We start from the raw sequence: 14,791 nt of genomic DNA, 5'->3' as shown, positions 1-14,791 counted from the left end.
CGAATCATTAATAGTGGGAGTGGGTGTTTATTTAATTCGCGGTGGTGGCGTAAGTTTTAACGAACCTGAGGCGTCTAATTCGGGGATATAAGCTGAAATGAAAAATGTAACGAATCTCAGTGAAGTTATTTTACTAAAAACCCTGAAATAGGGGGTAAAAGCGGGGTGAATCGGAAGAATAGAGCGTCTACGATTCGTTAGATTAGAAACTATCCCACAAATAGCTAAATAAGCTTCCCTCAGTTCGTTAGAAATTGGTGGGAAGCTTGTGAATTGATGAGCATAACTGTAGCCCCAAAGACTCCAAATCCACTGCATAGCATAGGTGAATTTAGAGTTTTTAGGGCGTTCTCATTCTTTTCATCTATTAGGTTCTTTCCTTCAAGTTCATTTCTTCATATCTGATCAATCACGGGGTCTCGGTTCCTTCATGTTCCTTGATGTTCCTTCATGTGTCGTATTCTTTCATGCGTTATTCTCTCTGATTATCAATTCATCCGTGCCTCAAGTCGTCTTGCGACAATGGACAGCGCGTAGTTGATGACAAAATACAATACGGCTGCGAGCAGCAGGGCCGGGATAATGTAATCGAAACTTTGACCGCCAAGGATCTGCACGTTGTGCATCAGCTCTGGCAGAGAGATGATGATCGCCAGTGAAGTATCCTTCAGGAGTGAGATGAATTGGCTGACCATCGGCGGAGACATGCGGCGTAGCGCCTGTGGCATGATGATGCCACCGAGAGTCTGCATGTAGCTCAGGCCCGAGGAGCGGGCAGCTTCCACCTGACCGCGCTCAACGGATTTCAGACCGCTACGGACGATCTCGGCAATCATCGCGCCTTCAAACAGACTCAGTCCAACAACTGTGGACCAGAAGACGGACATTTTAATCCCAAGCTGTGGAAGCACCATATGGATGAAGAAAATGATAAGCAGCAGCGGCAGATTCCGGATCGTATCCACGATCACTGCCACGATCTGTGACAGAACAGGGATACGGGTAAACCGGATCGTACCCAGCACAGTGCCGAGCACAAAGCTGAATATAATAGATAGCCCTGCTACCTGCAGGGTAATCAGGAATCCTTGAAGCAGGAAACGAAGGTTGGGCCACGCATAGGCCCCGCTAAAGTCCATATTTTATTAGCCTCCTTCTGTATGCAGGAATGGAATATCGAAGATCAATAGATGGGGCATGGACTGTGTATAAAGCAACTCAAGCACCGTAGCAGTGAATTACAATATGCACTGTGACATGATCACCAATGCCAGTAAAACACAGACGATCCAGTACTCATTTAAACCACATGGACAAGCCGATATATTTCCCTAAAAATCTGCGGAGGTACAAGTCGATCAGTTACATGGTGACCTGACCTGCTGGTTTGTTCTTTTTCGGTTTGCCCCTGGTGCTGCGTGCCTCTGCATCGCTCTGTCCAAACCTGCGCTCCATATAATGCACCAGGAAGCTGAGTGGTAGCGTCAGCACCAGATAGAACAGCGCAACAATGGTGTACACACTTAGCGGTTGGAACGTATCCGAGTTAACCAGGTCGGCAAAATACATAAGATCCATACCGGCGACAACGGCAAGAATGGATGAGTTTTTGACCAAATTGATAAACTGGTTGCCGATGGACGGCAATACAATCTTGATGGCCTGGGGCAGAATGATCAGGTTCATGGCCTGTACATAGGACAAGCCGGAAGACCGTGCTGCTTCCAGTTGTCCACGCGGCACCGTTTGAATGCCCGCTCGGATCGCTTCGGCAATGAAAGCGGCGGTGTAGATGGTCAGACCCAGAGTACCGGAGACAAATCCATCCAGCGAGATGCCTAGTGCAGGCAGTCCAAGATAGAAGAAAAACACAACCAGCAGCAATGGGATGTTTCGGATAAATTCCACAAAAGCCGTGCCGATCCAATTCAGGGGTTTCACAGGGGATATCCGAAAGATAGCCAGGATCGCGCCAAGGATAAAGCTGCCAATGAGAGCCATAATGCTCACTTGAATGGTATTCAGGAACCCTTCCAGAAAACGATCCGAGTGTCGCATTAGTACGCTGAAATCCAATGTGCCCATATAGGCGAAGCCTCCGTTCTCCAGATATAGAAACGGCGATTACGTCTGCTCATGCTTCGCATCCAGCAGACGAATTCGCCGCTTACCTATCTTAATTCGGGTTACTCGGGCTTCGCGCCCAGCCATTTCTCATGTAATGTGTCATATTCCCCACTGTCTTTCATGCTTTTGAGCAGCGCGTTGACTTCCTCCACGAAGGCAGTGTCACCTTTGCGAATGGCCATACCATAAGGTTCGCTAGTGAAATTGCCACCAACCAATTGGAAGCTGTTATCCGTCTGTTGCATGCCGATGAGGATGATGTTATCTGTGGTCAGCGCCTCGCCTTTACCTGCTTTGAGAGCAGTGAATGCATCCTGATAGTTATCGAATTCAAGCACCTCAGCATCCGGGGCTTTCTCGCGAATATTCTGAGCGGATGTGGAGCCTTTCACCGCGAGTACTTTCACCCCGCTGAGGCTTTCCAGGCCGGTAATCGCACTGTCGTTTTTCACCAGCAGGGATTGGCCTGCTTCAAAATAAACATCACTGAAATCTACCTGTTCCTTACGCTCATCCGTAATTGTCATTGTGGCGATGATGATGTCGATATCTCCATTTTGCAGCATGGGAATACGCGTCTTGGAAGTGACCTCTTTCAGTTCAACCTTTGTCTCATCTCCAAGGATCTGTTTGGCGAGTGCTTTGGCGATATCAATATCGAACCCTTCAACGTTGCCACTTGCGGGATCTTTCAAGCCAAACAGCTTCGTATCGTATTTCACACCGGCAATGAGCTTGCCACGTTCCTTAATCCGCTCAATCGTGCCTTTCGCCTCGGCGTCGCCAACACCGCTCGCTGAAGGTGTATCAGTACCTGTACTACAACCTGACAAAACAAGGGAGAGAATGAGGACAAGCATAAATGATGGCCATTTCAATAATTTCTTCATGAATAAAGACCCCTTTCAAAATGGAATAGTGGATTATTCTCAATGATGAATCAGACGGCTCAGGAATTGCTGTGCTCGTTCTTCTCTGGGGTTGTCAAAAAATTCAGCAGCGTTGGCCTCTTCTACAATTCGGCCTTCGTCCATGAAGATGACCCGGTCCGCAACTTCGCGGGCGAATCCCATCTCATGGGTAACAACGACCATGGTCATGCCATTATGGGCAAGGGAACGCATAACATCGAGGACTTCCCCGATCATCTCGGGATCGAGAGCAGAGGTTGGTTCGTCAAAAAGCATGATTTTGGGCTCCATGGCGAGTCCTCTGGCGATGGCTACCCGTTGTTGCTGTCCACCGGACAACTGGGAGGGGTAACTGTCTGCTTTGTCGGCAATGCCCACCCGGGTCAGATACTTCATTGCTGTTGCGGCTGCCTGTTCTTTGGGTTGTTTGCGCACCTTCATGGGTGCAAGGGTAATGTTATCGATGACTTTTTTGTGAGGATAAAGATTGAAGTGTTGAAATACCATGCCGATGTCACGGCGGAAGAGGTTAATGTCCACCTTTTTCTGATGCAGAGGAATCCCACTGACGACAAGTTCACCTTCGGTAATGGTCTCCAGGCGGTTAATACAGCGGAGTAATGTGCTTTTGCCGGAGCCGGAAGGTCCGATGATGACAACGACCTCTCCTTCTTCAATGTGAAGATGGATATCCTTGAGGACATGAAAATGACCGAAATGCTTCTGGACACCCCTAAATTCAATCAAGAGTACACCCCATCCTTTCTGCAACGTCTGTGTGTAAAAGGAATAATAAGGAATAAATTGAAACTAGTTATTTAATCATACATAGTCATCCTGCTTATGGCAATTGGTTTGTGATAAAACATGACATAAGTAATGGGTTTTCTAGGGCTATAGCCAGAAATTGTGTTATATATCTGTCATGTTATTCAATACCTTGTGACGAATCTTGACAGAAAAATGAATCTATTCTCCTAGTTATTTTCCAACCTTTGGAATAGTTGTATAGAGTATACTGAAAATGATGTTTGATTTATGACTTTGAATTATAAAACAAATACCATCAAGTTCTAACCATACATGGCAAAAAAGCTTAACCTTGCACTTCTTGCCATTGATATGATGGAGCAAGAGAGCACCCGTCTGACCCCATAACAATTCCATTACAGATAGAGAGGATGATTTTGCACGATGAATACATATCACTCCCCAATGTCGACAGGAGCAGGTGCTCAGTCCGATGTTCGAGCTTATGAAGCTAATTTGCCTGTCATTCCTGCTCAGGATTTTCAGCTTACAGACTATGGAGCTGTTGGAGACGGCGTAACAGATAATACGGAGATGTTCCGACTTGCCATCGCTTCATGTGCTGAAGCAGGAGGTGGCAGAATCGTAATTCCTGCCGGAGTATGGCTCACAGGTCCGATTGTAATGCGCAGCCGTATTGAACTACATGTGGAAGCAGGGGCACTGGTTACATTTAGCCGAGATTTTGATCAATACCCATTAATTGCATCAAGCTTCGAAGGCTGGCAGGTGGTACGCTGCCAATCCCCGATCGATGGTGATCAACTGGAGGATATTGCGATTACGGGTGAGGGGATATGGGATGGTCGCGGGGAAGCGTGGCGTCCGGTGAAACGCTCCAAAATGACCACTTCACAATGGAAACGATTGGTCGCTTCCGGTGGTGTTGTAGAGCAATCCGGTGGGGATGAAGAAATCTGGTGGCCTACCACAGCTGCACTTGAGGGCGGCACCATCGCGAATCGATTGCATCAGGAGCAGGTACGTGATGTCGCTGCCTATGAAGAAGTCAGAGACTTTTTACGTCCCAACATGGTCAGTTTACGGAGATGCAAACGGGTACTGCTGGACGGTCCAACGTTCCAGAACTCGCCTGCATGGAATCTGCATCCCTGGGCATCTGAGCATGTCACCATTCGTAACGTGAGTGTGCGGAATCCGTGGTTTTCTCAGAATGGAGATGGGCTGGACGTTGAATCCTGCCGTCATGTGGTGGTGGAGAATAGTGTATTCGATGTCGGTGATGATGCGATCTGTCTGAAATCAGGCAAGGATGCCGAAGGCCGTGAACTGGGTCTTGCATCGGAGTACATCACCATTCGGGATTGCACGGTGTATCACGGTCATGGCGGTTTTGTAATTGGCAGTGAAATGTCCGGTGGTGTGCGGCATGTGCGTGTGTCGGATTGTACGTTTATCGGCACGGACATTGGACTTCGATTCAAAAGCGCACGTGGGCGCGGCGGGGTGGTTGAGGATATTCAGATCGAGCGCATATATATGAAAGATATCATTATGGAAGCGATCTCGTTTTCCTTTTTCTATGCAAATCAGGAAGGGTCTGCCCGGGGCAGTGATCTATCTCAGGAGATTAGCGAAGAGACGCCAGTGTTCCGGGATATTCGAATATCGGATGTGGTCTGTGCCGGTGCCGACACTGCGTTGCTCGTAAGTGGATTGCCGGAACTGCCTTTGGATGGGGTGATCATCCAGCGTTACAACGTGCAAGCTCGCAGTGGTATCCAATGTGCTCATGCAAAACATCTGCATATCGCTGAATTGCAGGCGCAGATCACCGAAGGTCCGCTGGTTCATTTGCACCAGTGCAAAGGGGCAGAATTAGAGAGCATTCAGGGCAAAGGTGCAGATGGCCGACTTCTGATGGTGACCGGACACGAGTCCGCAGGCATTGTATGTCGTGAAGGCGATGCCGACACAGACGGTCGTCAGATCTCTGTGGGTCCTGAAGTACGAAGTGGCGTGATCATTCGCAGGTAAAAGGTATGTAGTAAGATTTATACAAATTGGTCCAATTCAGCCGTAGTGGCGTAGCCATAGATTCAGTAATCGTGATGCCTTTTGATATAAGGAATACGTAATATCTGGAGCAAGGCTACCCACTCGGCTTTTATATGAAATCATCTGATGATCTACCGGTGTTCCTTGCGATAGCGCAGCGGTGTTGTACCGGTAACCTGTTTGAATGTTTTGTTAAAATGAGCCGTATGTTCAAATCCTACCTTCTCTGCGATCATTTGGACACGCTCTTGTGTGGACAGCAATCTTCGTTGTGCCTCCCGGACACGAACAACACGCAAATATTCGCTAAATCGAAACCCGGTAAACCGGCTGAACATTCGGCTCAGATAGGATGGACTGATATAAAAACGATTGGCTGCACCCTCCAACGTAAGGGGTTCGGTATAGTTGTTATTCACATAAGTGACGATTTCACTGATTTTGTCCTGCATCGGATGCAAGGGAACGGGGCATGACTGCCGGATGTTCTCCTCTACCCGGTGAATACGGATCAAAAGTTGGGCAAGCAGACTTCTTACGGCGATCTCATAGTGAGGGCGTCGCTCTTTGCATTCTTGCAGCATCTGCCACAATATACGCTCCATCTCGGGTTGTTCCGCTTCAGGCAGGCGAAGGAGTCTTGAACAATTAAAAGGCAGCAGACCACATATGCCAAGTTCCATCCCCGTTGCAAAAGCAGGCGAAAAACCGATTAAAATTCGTTCGAAGCCGGGAATGCTTCCTTTGGAAGTGGTATGTACATCGTGTGGATTAATCAGGATAAAATCACCCTTGCGGGCGGACAGAATCTGACCATTCATGGAATACACTCGTTCACCTTCAAGTAAGTAATACAGTTCGTAGAATGGATGAGCGTGAGGTTGTGGCATACCGTTCCCATCATGTCTTCGCATATGTTCAATGGTAAATGAATGTTCACCGATTCGATATTTGGGTCCAATCCGATCCTCTATGAGACTCATGGTACAGCTCCCCTCTGCTTCACGGATTAACAACGATATCCATATCATAACGGAAAATCCATCTTTTTGTAAACGCTATCATTGGAAATGAAATATTTCTCTTTAATCATAGCGATAAATACCGAGAGAACGAATCTGGCATGGCCCATATGCGCTGTCAAGGTGACAAAACTCGAATGATGTTTTAGAGTAGGGAGAGAGAGGCGAAACTCTGGTTAAGGAGTGTCTCGACTATGATTTGGAAGGAAGGAAACAGGTTATGACGACACATGAATTATCGCCATTGGTTGCTGCGCTCAATATGCAACCTCACGTTGAAGGCGGTTGGTATAAGGAAGAATGGAAGGCATCTTATCAGATTCCACAGTCCGTTCTGCCGGATACATACTCCGGCCCAAGATTCTCGGCAAGTTCCACGTATTTCCTGCTGCACGCACATGAAATCTCCGAGTGGCATACCGTTCTGTCCGATGAACTTTGGCTGTGGCACAGCGGCAGTCCGGTTGAACTGAAGCTGGGCGGCAACGGGGAGAACCCGGAGAACGAGGAAGTTCTTGTTCTGGGGATGGATATTGCTGCGGGGCAATCACCACAGGTGCTCGTTCCTGCCGGCGTATGGCAGACAGCGCGCCCGCTGGGCGATGAGCCTGTACTGGTAACTTGCGTAGTAGCGCCAGGTTTCCACTTTGATGATTTCAAGCTTGTATCCAAAAGCGAATAGGTTTTAATATGTGAAAATCCCGATCGGAGATGCTCAGTGCATCCGAATCGGGATTTTTTTGGATCGAGCGTATTAAATATGCTGAGGTCTATGCCCAGTTCAGCGATGTAGGATTCCCTTTCGAATCAGCATCACTTTTGGCGATGACGGATCACTTGGGATTCTCGTTACTCATCCAGCTGTCCACATAAAACTCCTCATGATAATCCGGTTGCTGAGCGAGTTCTTTGAGCTTCTGTTCGGCTTCTTCAGCGGTAGGATATTCTCCAATAACTGCTGTGAACTCACCGGTGGACGTTTTGAGGAAAGAGATGTCCTCATCCGGATAGGATTCTTTAATTATACCCATCGATTCTCCAAAAGGCATTGATTCTGTGCGGAGAGAGTATACCTTCCGAGGTGTGACCGGTTTGCCGTCGGAAGTCAGTTTCACTTCCAGGTATCCAGGGTTCTTGAATTCCGTTACGGCATACTGTACCCCTTCTTTTAAAACAACTACGAATCCGACGGAAGAGTCGTCTAAAATCATGGAACCATACACATCTTTCACTAAAGGCTGGGTCATAAAGTCGGCTTTGACTTTCTCTACATCCATGTAACGTGCACCACTAAAAGTGAAGAGCACACGATTCGGTGCTTCTTTGTGTTCGACATTATAAGAAGGGGCATCATTGGCCTGATCCTGTTCGTCGGTGCTAAAATTAATTTTAAGCGTATTTTCAGTTGCTTCTGAACCTACGGTTACCCCATCCGTAATTTTGCCGCCATCACCGAATTGAAGCACCTGAACAATCGTTCCCACCACAGGTATTTTGACCATGGCGTTTGCGACAGTAGGAATGTTGATAATGAGCAGCAAAGCGGCACATGCTGCCAGACTTGAAGCGTAGCGAATGACACGGGATGAGCTTTTGCGAGCGGCAGCCTTTTGCTGGGCGCGAAGAATAACATCTGGAAGTTGAGCTGGAATCTCAATATTTTCGTAACGTTCTTTACCTGTCATAGATCTTCAACCTCTCCTTCGATTAAATCCATTTTTAATTTGTTGATAATCCGATAGAATCTTGACTTAACGGTATTCTCCGACAGGGAGAGCACTTCAGCGATCTCCCGGAAACGCATATTACCAAAGAACTTTAATATAATATAGGCTCTATCTTCGGGTACGAGTCGATCCAGTGCATCATACAGATCCATTTTCTCTTCCACGGATGCCCCTCGTTCTGGAGCTACAAACTCCTGTACATGATCCTCCATATAGGTCACTCGCTGGTTGCGTCGTATATGATCTATCGCTGTGTTAATCACAATTCGTGACATCCAGGAATCAAAATAAGTCATGGACTCCATCTTTCCATAAGCGATGTACCCTTTATAGACCGCTTCGGATACGATATCCAGTGCTTCTTGTTCATTTTTAACATAGCAGTATGCCAGTCGATATAATTTATTTTGAATCTCTGTTATTTTTTCGCTGAACTGTTCTTCTTTTGTCTTTCTATGGTTCAGTCTAATCACTCCTGATCCCCCCTGATAAACCTAAATATTCAAGTCACCGCTCGTTCCAGGCCTGGATTCTATATAAGTGCTTGAGTTCGCTTGACACTCGTTAGACTGGTGAGGAGAAGAAATAGTTCTATACGGTCAAAAAAACTTTTTTCTTTCGGTTCTGAATAGGATAGCGAGCCTCGCCTACATTCTTAACAACGAATAGTTTGCCTATAACATCACATACCAAAACACCCGCTCTTCTAAGATCGAAGGCGGGTGTAATCGAATTAATCTGCTTATATTAGAAGTTAAAGTTGTCAGGATCGGAACCAAAGCGTTTGTTCTCGTTCAGGCCGTTAATCTGCTCTATTTCTTCCGAAGTTAACCCAAAATCGTAGAGATCGGCGTTCGCGCGAATACGCTCAGGGGTGACGGATTTGGGTATGGTCACGATGCCGTTCTGCAGATCCCAGCGCAGAATCACTTGTGCGGGGGACTTGCTGTATTTGGCGGCGATGTCCTTCAGCAACGGATGATCCATCAGATGACCTTGTCCGAGCGGAGACCAGGCTTCGATCTGAATCTGATGTTTGTTGCAGTACTCACGAAGCTCTGACTGAATCAGTAGTGGATGAAGCTCCACCTGATTAACCGCTGGTTTGATCGTGGCATCAATCATCAAGTCTTCCAGATGGTGAATCTGGAAGTTGCTCACACCGATCGCCCGGATGCGTCCTTCTTTATGGAGTTTCTCCAGCGCTCGCCATGTATCTTTGTACTTGCCTTTGACCGGCCAGTGGATGAGATAGAGATCCAGATACTCCAGTTCGAGTCGTTCCATGCTGGCTTCGAAGGCAGCTAGCGTGGATTCATATCCTTGATCGCTATTCCATACTTTAGTGGTAATGAACAGATCCTCACGAGCTACTCCAGATTCACGAATACCCTGAGCGACACCTGTTTCGTTGTTATACGCTTTGGCTGTGTCGATGCTGCGATAACCAGCTTGAATAGCTGTTTTGACAGCATGAACGACTTCGTCTCCGTCTTTAACTTTGAATACCCCAAAACCCAGCCATGGCATTTTGACTCCGTTATAGAGCGTGGTTGTGTCCTGCACATGTTTCATGGTCCGAAATTCCTCCTCATTATTGATTCATTGTTCCACTATGTAATTACCCTGCTGTTCAGCAGCCAATCGATATCGAAGGGCCATCTTGATTGATTATACTAAAAACTTCCTTGTATTGGAAAAGAACACGATCCAGCTTGCAAAATAAACGCCGCTATTATCCTTTTTCTTCAACCAGAGGTTTGGTTTTGACGCTTGTGGGTGATAAGATGAAGTATACGAAATATGGAAGTCGAGACTTTGTTATTGGAGAGTTTACATAAGAACAGACGAAGTACGGAATCGGGTACAGACTGGACCGTACGATTAACGATAAAGGAGCAAGAATACAATGGCTAAACCTAAACAAACCAAAAAAGCAGCTGCCTGGTCTCTCGTAGTGATGGGAGCGGGATTTGCTGCATCCTTGCCGTTTCAGGGCGTTCCCGTGGGCAAGTTGCTGGTAGGATCATTTGAAGCGGGACTCGTGGGTGGACTTGCGGACTGGTTCGCAGTTACTGCACTATTCCGTCATCCGCTCGGCATTCCAATTCCGCATACGGCATTGTTGCCGAAAAATCGGGATAAAATGACGGAGGGTCTGGTCTCCGCAGTAGAGAATAACTTGCTCAACAAAGACAGCATTACTGAGAAAATTGCAGATTTCAAAGCAGCAGAGACGGTGCTCGATACGTTGACCCGTGAGCTTCACAGTGACGGGATTAAGATCATGATTGATACGCTCTGCAAACGAATTCTGGCGGGTCTGCCGTTAGAGCAGATTGCTCCACTCGTAGCACGTGAGATCAAGTCACAGGCGGGTGCCTTTGATCTGGGTCCAATTCTGGAACGGGCTGCCCATCAGATGACAGAGCGGGGTTACGATGCCAAAGCGCTGGACTATGGACTGAAGCAAGCTGAGGAGTGGCTGGTTAAACCCGAGACTGTGATGTTTTTGGGTGAAAGCGGCATGAGAGCGATCAGCGGCATTCAAATGAACGGATTGATGCAGTTTGCGATGAATGCGTTCCTTGGTTATATGAATGAGGAGCGTCTAGGTGGCATTTTGCAAGGATATCTCTTTGATCGGGTAGAGGATATGAAACGTGAGGGCAGTGCTCTAAGGTACAAGGTGCTTGATGTGGTGCGTACCCAAGCAGTGCGTTTGGCAATGAGCGAGGCTATGCAAGATGGAATCAACAGCTGGAAGAACAATATGCTGGAGGGCTGGAACGCAGAGGAAACGGTGCTGAACAAACTCACCGAACTGAGAGACAAGGCGCTCTCCGCGATGGAAGATGGACAGTATGTAGATACGTATGCACTGCCAGCCATTGAGCGGGTATTGGTTGATCTGCGGGCAGATGACGAGTTGATGACAGGCATGAATGCCAAGATCGTAAATGGCGTCACAACACTGCTGGAGAAAAACCATTCCAAAATCGGTAAACTGGTACGCGAAAATGTGGACAAAATGGACAATGCCACTTTGGTTTCGATGATTGAGGATAAGGTTGGACAGGATCTGCAATGGATCCGAATCAACGGAGCCGTTACCGGATTTGTTATCGGGATTGCGCTGACTGCGCTGCAGATGGCATTGGCATAACCTAAAAGAGCCACCCTTGAAGTAGTGGGGCAAGGCTCTTTTTGTTATGCAAATATCAATGGAGATATAGATACGCATCTTTTTTCTATTTAGAGGTTAACTGCTTGGCTTGCCCTGGCAGATCGTCCGCTGTGACCTCTTCCCAGTGTGTAACACCACGCAGCGTGGATACATATAGTTTCAGATAGGCTCCATTTTTGAGTAGCTTACTGGTGGAGAAGCTGAGTGTTTTGGATTTTCCTTCGTCTGTATAGCCGATCAGTTCATAAGCATATCTGCCATTGTCATCCTTGTTGACTGTAGTCTGATTCACAGTGGTATAGTAGGTTGTTTTGCCGGCAGGGTTATCGGGAGTCAATTTAGCAGGGTCCATGAAGAAGAGCCACAGGCAAGTCAGAATAACGAGTACCAATGCGAGAATAGTGAATGCTTTTTTCATGTTCTTGTCCTCCTTTGATCTCGGTAAATTTAGGACGATGCGATGTCTTTATATTTCAGGCGGCGGATCGACCAGGTAGCAAACAGAAGGATAAAGAGACTGTTCATGAAAAGAAAGACGATATTCTCCGAGGATGTCAGTCCCTTTTGACTCAGAACGCCCATGCCTATAGTTAACAAAGAGTAGGGGAATAACATGCCGATTTTCAGCACGTACATGCCCAGTCCCAGAAAGACTGCACAAAGGCTGATGCCAATTGGCGTCGCAAAGCTTCTTATCCGGATCGACAACCCTAGTTGCAGCGCAGCAATAGAGATAGAGGCAAACCATCCTCGCAGGCTCCATACGACGGTCTCCATCGGGAACGGACCCGGAATGACGAACAGTTTGCCTGCTGCCCAGTACATGAGCATGAAGAAGGCTTGAGCCGAGAAGATCAATATGCCAACAATGACCAACTTGGCAACAAATAGGCTGGTGACTGACACTGGAGAAGCCAGAATCATATTCCAGTTGCGATTGCTGTGTTCCAGGCGGCATACAAAGGCACAACAGATAGCGATTAGGATGGGCAGGAAGAATTCTCCGTAAAACAAACTGACCTGTGTCCACAGGCTGTACCACCCGTTTTGTAAAGCCGCTTGATTGAAATAAAAGTTAAAGCATCCGATAAGCAGGCTGATAATAGGCAGAATGGCCAGTACCAGACTGATCCGGGAATGCCGAAGTTTAAGCCATTCGGCGGAAATGCTCCTCAGCATGTGTTTCCCTCCTCAAATCTCTTGTCTTGAAGCATGAATATTCCCTGCAAAATAGAAGATGGCAGCCATCAACAAGGCGGCTAAGAAAAGACCAACAGGCAGCATACCCGATACATAGGTACCCGAAGTTGCGCTGTAAATGTAAGTGACTGGATTCAGATCCATGTAGTAAGACCATATGAAAAGGTGACGTACACCCGCAGGAAACAAACCCGATGTTGTTCCAATGAATCCGCCCAGCATACCCAGACATAATGCAAAAGCCTGATTGCGTACCGTAAGAGACAACCATTGCTGAAGAGCGGTTATCGCGAGTGTAGTTAGCAGTGTGCCTATAACGAACTGCACCAGCAGGGAGAATGGTAGCGGGCCGGAAATGTTTTTGGATAGACCGAAACCGACAATGAACACAGCTTGCGCAAGAATACCATACAGGATCAGGCTGTTCGCACATATGTACTTGGCTGTGTAGACATGATTACGTCCGATGTTGGTCGTCATCAGCATCTTCCATGTGTTCCCCTTATGCTCCATGTCACAGATACGGGATACAACGATAGCCGATATAATGGGCAGGAACAGTCCGTTCATGGAAGCGATGCTGAAGATCAAGGCTTCCCAACTCGCATTGGCTGCACTTCGGGAGATGGAGATGCTCATAGACATGGAGGCCCAGATCATTTCTGCGGCCAGAAACAGGGAAAGCATGACCCAGATCCTTTTGCGGCGGATTTTATAATACTCCAGGGATAGAGCTTTCATTACAGGCTCCGCTCCTTTCCGGTCAGATCCAGGAATATACCTTCCAGACTTTTCTTGTATTCCTCGATACGAATCACAGGAATATCGTGTTGTACCAGCACTTTATTCATCTGCGAGACTTCTTCGTCACGAAGGTAGTCGAACACCAGTTGTTTGCCCTGGACTGTAGGCATGTAGCCTTGAGTCAAAAGGATTTTCTCTGCCCTTGCCGTATCCGTCGTCTGAAAACGAATGGTAGCCTTGTTATTGGCCTGAAGACTCTGCATGCTTCCCTGAAACAGAAGTTTGCCATCACTGATAATCCCGACCGAGGTAGCAATCTGTTCGATCTCCGACAACAGGTGGCTGGATAACAGGACTGTTATGCCATATTGACCCGGAAGGGACTTGATTAATTCCCGGATCTCACCGATCCCGGCCGGATCAAGTCCGTTTGTAGGTTCATCCAGAATAAGCAGGCTTGGGAAGGCAAGCAGGGCCATGGCAATACCGAGTCGTTGCTTCATCCCTAGGGAATACTGATCGGCTTGCTTATGTTTTTGATTTTCGAGCCGGACAATTTTGAGAGCTTCATCAATATTTTTGTTCGGTACGTTCCGCAATCGCTGCATGACTTTCATATTCTCAAGTCCAGTCAAGTGGCCGTAATAAGATGGGGATTCGATCAGTGAACCTGTCTGATTCAGAATGGAAGGGCGATGTTTATTCAGATCTTTGCCGAACACCTTCACAGTGCCTTCGGTGGGTTTGATCAAACCCAACAGCATTTTTAATGTGGTTGTTTTGCCTGCTCCGTTCGGACCCAGGAAGCCAAAAATCTGTCCCGTCTCAACTGCCAGATTAACCTGGTGTACGCGGTTAGTACCGCCATAAGATTTGGACAGGTTATGCGTTTCTACGATGGGGGAAGAATTTATCATTGATCTCAACTCCATTTCACTAATATCTCTGTTGCTCTAAATATAGATCAGGCTTCTTGCTCGTGGCTGAAGATAACCTTACAATTACCTTAAATGGAAATGGAAAATATCGGATGAATGCCTTTAT

Annotated in this window: 15 protein-coding genes; 3 read left to right on the top strand and 12 right to left on the bottom strand. The window is 47.2% G+C overall.

Features of this window, described 5'->3' with window-relative positions; genetic code table 11:
* Positions 1–488: 488 nt before the first annotated feature.
* The 4 genes from QVE09_RS27085 to QVE09_RS27070 form a co-directional block, all read right to left on the bottom strand.
* Positions 489–1,139, bottom strand: a complete 651-nt coding sequence (locus QVE09_RS27085) for an amino acid ABC transporter permease (protein ID WP_017691038.1) — start codon at positions 1,137–1,139, stop codon at positions 489–491.
* Between the two features lie 223 nt (positions 1,140–1,362).
* Entirely contained in the window at positions 1,363–2,085 is a 723-nt protein-coding gene (locus QVE09_RS27080; RefSeq protein WP_315939316.1) for an amino acid ABC transporter permease, read from the bottom strand.
* Between the two features lie 101 nt (positions 2,086–2,186).
* Entirely contained in the window at positions 2,187–3,017 is an 831-nt protein-coding gene (locus tag QVE09_RS27075; protein WP_315939315.1) for a transporter substrate-binding domain-containing protein, read from the bottom strand.
* 39 nt (positions 3,018–3,056) lie between these two features.
* Positions 3,057–3,785: an amino acid ABC transporter ATP-binding protein gene (locus QVE09_RS27070; protein ID WP_051449904.1), complete on the bottom strand. Its 729-nt coding sequence runs from the start codon at positions 3,783–3,785 to the stop codon at positions 3,057–3,059.
* Positions 3,786–4,232: 447 nt separating this feature from the next.
* On the opposite strand from QVE09_RS27070, the gene QVE09_RS27065 reads away from it, so the two are divergent.
* Positions 4,233–5,846: a glycoside hydrolase family 28 protein gene (locus tag QVE09_RS27065; RefSeq protein WP_315939314.1), complete on the top strand. Its 1,614-nt coding sequence runs from the start codon at positions 4,233–4,235 to the stop codon at positions 5,844–5,846.
* Positions 5,847–5,998: 152 nt separating this feature from the next.
* On the opposite strand, the gene QVE09_RS27060 is transcribed toward QVE09_RS27065, so the two are convergent.
* Positions 5,999–6,850, bottom strand: coding sequence for a helix-turn-helix transcriptional regulator (locus QVE09_RS27060; RefSeq protein WP_315939313.1), 852 nt, complete (start codon positions 6,848–6,850; stop codon positions 5,999–6,001).
* A 259-nt stretch (positions 6,851–7,109) separates the two neighbouring features.
* Between QVE09_RS27060 and QVE09_RS27055 the strand changes: the two genes are divergently transcribed.
* Positions 7,110–7,571 (top strand): cupin domain-containing protein, encoded by a 462-nt coding sequence (locus tag QVE09_RS27055; RefSeq protein ID WP_017691032.1) that lies wholly within the window; start codon positions 7,110–7,112, stop codon positions 7,569–7,571.
* Between the two features lie 151 nt (positions 7,572–7,722).
* Here the strand turns inward: QVE09_RS27055 and QVE09_RS27050 are convergent, their stop codons facing one another.
* From QVE09_RS27050 to QVE09_RS27040, 3 genes are all read right to left on the bottom strand, one after another.
* Positions 7,723–8,574: a hypothetical protein gene (locus QVE09_RS27050; protein ID WP_315939312.1), complete on the bottom strand. Its 852-nt coding sequence runs from the start codon at positions 8,572–8,574 to the stop codon at positions 7,723–7,725.
* A complete protein-coding gene (locus QVE09_RS27045; RefSeq protein ID WP_315939311.1) occupies positions 8,571–9,089 on the bottom strand; it encodes a sigma-70 family RNA polymerase sigma factor in 519 nt (172 codons plus the stop codon). Before QVE09_RS27045 ends, QVE09_RS27050 begins: the two co-directional genes overlap by 4 nt.
* Positions 9,090–9,363: 274 nt before the next feature.
* Positions 9,364–10,191, bottom strand: coding sequence for an aldo/keto reductase (locus tag QVE09_RS27040; RefSeq protein ID WP_315939310.1), 828 nt, complete (start codon positions 10,189–10,191; stop codon positions 9,364–9,366).
* 334 nt (positions 10,192–10,525) lie between these two features.
* Here QVE09_RS27040 and QVE09_RS27035 point away from each other — a divergent pair, with 334 nt between their 5' ends.
* Positions 10,526–11,782, top strand: coding sequence for a DUF445 domain-containing protein (locus QVE09_RS27035; RefSeq protein ID WP_315939309.1), 1,257 nt, complete (start codon positions 10,526–10,528; stop codon positions 11,780–11,782).
* A gap of 85 nt (positions 11,783–11,867) precedes the next feature.
* Here QVE09_RS27035 and QVE09_RS27030 read toward each other — a convergent pair whose 3' ends face one another.
* From QVE09_RS27030 to QVE09_RS27015, 4 genes are read right to left on the bottom strand one after another with little or no spacing between them, the layout of a single operon-like run.
* Positions 11,868–12,221, bottom strand: coding sequence for a YxeA family protein (locus tag QVE09_RS27030; RefSeq protein ID WP_036616662.1), 354 nt, complete (start codon positions 12,219–12,221; stop codon positions 11,868–11,870).
* 29 nt (positions 12,222–12,250) lie between these two features.
* A complete protein-coding gene (locus QVE09_RS27025) occupies positions 12,251–12,982 on the bottom strand; it encodes an ABC transporter permease (protein ID WP_036673135.1) in 732 nt (243 codons plus the stop codon).
* A 12-nt stretch (positions 12,983–12,994) separates the two neighbouring features.
* The gene (locus QVE09_RS27020; RefSeq protein WP_133386958.1) at positions 12,995–13,744 is read right to left on the bottom strand and encodes an ABC transporter permease; all 750 of its coding nucleotides are present in this window, start codon (positions 13,742–13,744) and stop codon (positions 12,995–12,997) included.
* Positions 13,744–14,664 (bottom strand): ABC transporter ATP-binding protein, encoded by a 921-nt coding sequence (locus tag QVE09_RS27015; protein ID WP_397387103.1) that lies wholly within the window; start codon positions 14,662–14,664, stop codon positions 13,744–13,746. The genes QVE09_RS27020 and QVE09_RS27015 overlap by 1 nt, the downstream gene beginning before the upstream one ends.
* Positions 14,665–14,791: the final 127 nt, after the last annotated feature.

Source organism: Paenibacillus sp. ClWae2A, from assembly GCF_032452295.1.
In the GTDB taxonomy this organism is placed as follows: Bacteria; Bacillota; Bacilli; order Paenibacillales; family Paenibacillaceae; genus Paenibacillus.
Note: the sequence above shows the minus strand (reverse complement) of the source record. Positions and strands in the feature narration are given on the sequence as shown.

Excerpts from the sequence above, each read along its gene's own strand:
- QVE09_RS27030 (WP_036616662.1), bottom strand. The coding sequence starts at position 12,221 with ATGAAAAAAGCATTCACTATTCTCGCATTGGTACTCGTTATTCTGACT.
- QVE09_RS27025 (WP_036673135.1), bottom strand. The coding sequence starts at position 12,982 with ATGCTGAGGAGCATTTCCGCCGAATGGCTTAAACTTCGGCATTCCCGG.
- QVE09_RS27075 (WP_315939315.1), bottom strand. The coding sequence starts at position 3,017 with ATGAAGAAATTATTGAAATGGCCATCATTTATGCTTGTCCTCATTCTC.
- QVE09_RS27015 (WP_397387103.1), bottom strand. The coding sequence starts at position 14,664 with ATGATAAATTCTTCCCCCATCGTAGAAACGCATAACCTGTCCAAATCT.
- QVE09_RS27055 (WP_017691032.1), top strand. The coding sequence starts at position 7,110 with ATGACGACACATGAATTATCGCCATTGGTTGCTGCGCTCAATATGCAA.
- QVE09_RS27080 (WP_315939316.1), bottom strand. The coding sequence starts at position 2,085 with ATGGGCACATTGGATTTCAGCGTACTAATGCGACACTCGGATCGTTTT.
- QVE09_RS27020 (WP_133386958.1), bottom strand. The coding sequence starts at position 13,744 with ATGAAAGCTCTATCCCTGGAGTATTATAAAATCCGCCGCAAAAGGATC.
- QVE09_RS27060 (WP_315939313.1), bottom strand. The coding sequence starts at position 6,850 with ATGAGTCTCATAGAGGATCGGATTGGACCCAAATATCGAATCGGTGAA.
- QVE09_RS27065 (WP_315939314.1), top strand. The coding sequence starts at position 4,233 with ATGAATACATATCACTCCCCAATGTCGACAGGAGCAGGTGCTCAGTCC.
- QVE09_RS27050 (WP_315939312.1), bottom strand. The coding sequence starts at position 8,574 with ATGACAGGTAAAGAACGTTACGAAAATATTGAGATTCCAGCTCAACTT.
- QVE09_RS27040 (WP_315939310.1), bottom strand. The coding sequence starts at position 10,191 with ATGAAACATGTGCAGGACACAACCACGCTCTATAACGGAGTCAAAATG.
- QVE09_RS27035 (WP_315939309.1), top strand. The coding sequence starts at position 10,526 with ATGGCTAAACCTAAACAAACCAAAAAAGCAGCTGCCTGGTCTCTCGTA.
- QVE09_RS27085 (WP_017691038.1), bottom strand. The coding sequence starts at position 1,139 with ATGGACTTTAGCGGGGCCTATGCGTGGCCCAACCTTCGTTTCCTGCTT.